1 protein-coding gene is annotated in these 1,286 nt (G+C 41.1%); it reads right to left on the bottom strand.

What is annotated here, in order from left to right:
- Positions 1-45: 45 nt before the first annotated feature.
- Entirely contained in the window at positions 46-1,164 is a 1,119-nt protein-coding gene (gene wecB / locus H5232_RS23220) for a non-hydrolyzing UDP-N-acetylglucosamine 2-epimerase (protein WP_182768196.1), read from the bottom strand.
- Between the last annotated feature and the right edge of the window lie 122 nt (positions 1,165-1,286).

The raw sequence follows: 1,286 nt of genomic DNA on the forward strand, positions 1-1,286 counted from the left end.
TATTTTTTGTAGTACTACGACGCGATATAAAACCGCTGCTACTAATTAATTTGTTGCTAAAATATCGCAGATTCTTTGACATGCTTGGCCGTCGCCATACGGGTTATGGGCACGGCTCATTGCTCTATATGCTGCCTCATCCGTTAGCAACTCATTTAGCGCCGAAGTAATTTTGACTACATCAGTGCCAACAAGTTTAACCGTACCAGCATCAACGGCTTCAGGGCGCTCGGTAGTATCGCGCATTACAAGCACTGGCTTACCCAAACTTGGCGCTTCTTCTTGAATACCACCTGAGTCAGTTAAAATGATATGTGAGCGATTCATTAAATATACAAAAGGTAAATATTGCTGCGGCTCAATTAGAAAGACATTATCTACATCTTTTAATATACGGTTTACAGGCTCTTGCACATTTGGGTTTAAATGTACTGGGTAAAGTATTTGTGTATCAGGGTGTTCTTTAGCTGTTTGTGCTAATGCTTCACAAATTCGTTCAAACCCACCACCAAAACTTTCACGACGATGACCCGTGACTAAAATAAGCTTTTTACTCTCATCAAGCATCGGGAATTGTGATGCTAAGGTGTTGCTTAGCTCTGCATCATCTTCTATTTGTTGCTTAACCAGTAGTAAGGCATCGATAACCGTATTCCCGGTTACAAATATGTTTTCATTTGCGTAATTTTCTTTCAGCAAGTTAGCTTTTGAGGTCTCCGTTGGTGCAAAGTGGAACTTAGTTAAAGCCCCTGTTAATTTACGGTTACCTTCCTCAGGCCAAGGTGAGTAAATATTGCCTGTGCGTAAGCCTGCTTCTACGTGACCTACTGCTATTTGCTCATAATACGCAGCTAAACTCGCTGCAAAGGTTGTTGCTGTATCGCCATGAACGAGTACTACATCCGGCTTAAATTCTTTCAGTACGGGGGTTAACTCTTGCAAAATACGGCTTGTAACTTCTGGCAGTGTTTGCCCTGCTTTCATTAAGTTTAAATCATACTCTGGGGTGATTTTAAAAAGCTCAAGTACTTGGTCTAGCATTTCACGATGCTGCGCCGTTACACATACTTTAGCGTCAAAACGGCTATCGTTAGCTAGGGCGTGTACAAGAGGGGCCATTTTAATGGCTTCTGGGCGAGTACCAAATACTGTTAATACTTTCACTTTACATCCTTTGTGAGTTTTTAAATTAAATATCAGCTATAAGCTATAAAGGTAACGCGACTATATTGCATTACGATGTAAGGTTCTAGGTTCTAGGTTCTAGGTTCTAGGTTCTAGGTTCT

It is taken from the genome of Pseudoalteromonas sp. SG41-5 (assembly GCF_014164495.1).
In the GTDB taxonomy this organism is placed as follows: Bacteria; Pseudomonadota; Gammaproteobacteria; order Enterobacterales; family Alteromonadaceae; genus Pseudoalteromonas; species Pseudoalteromonas rhizosphaerae.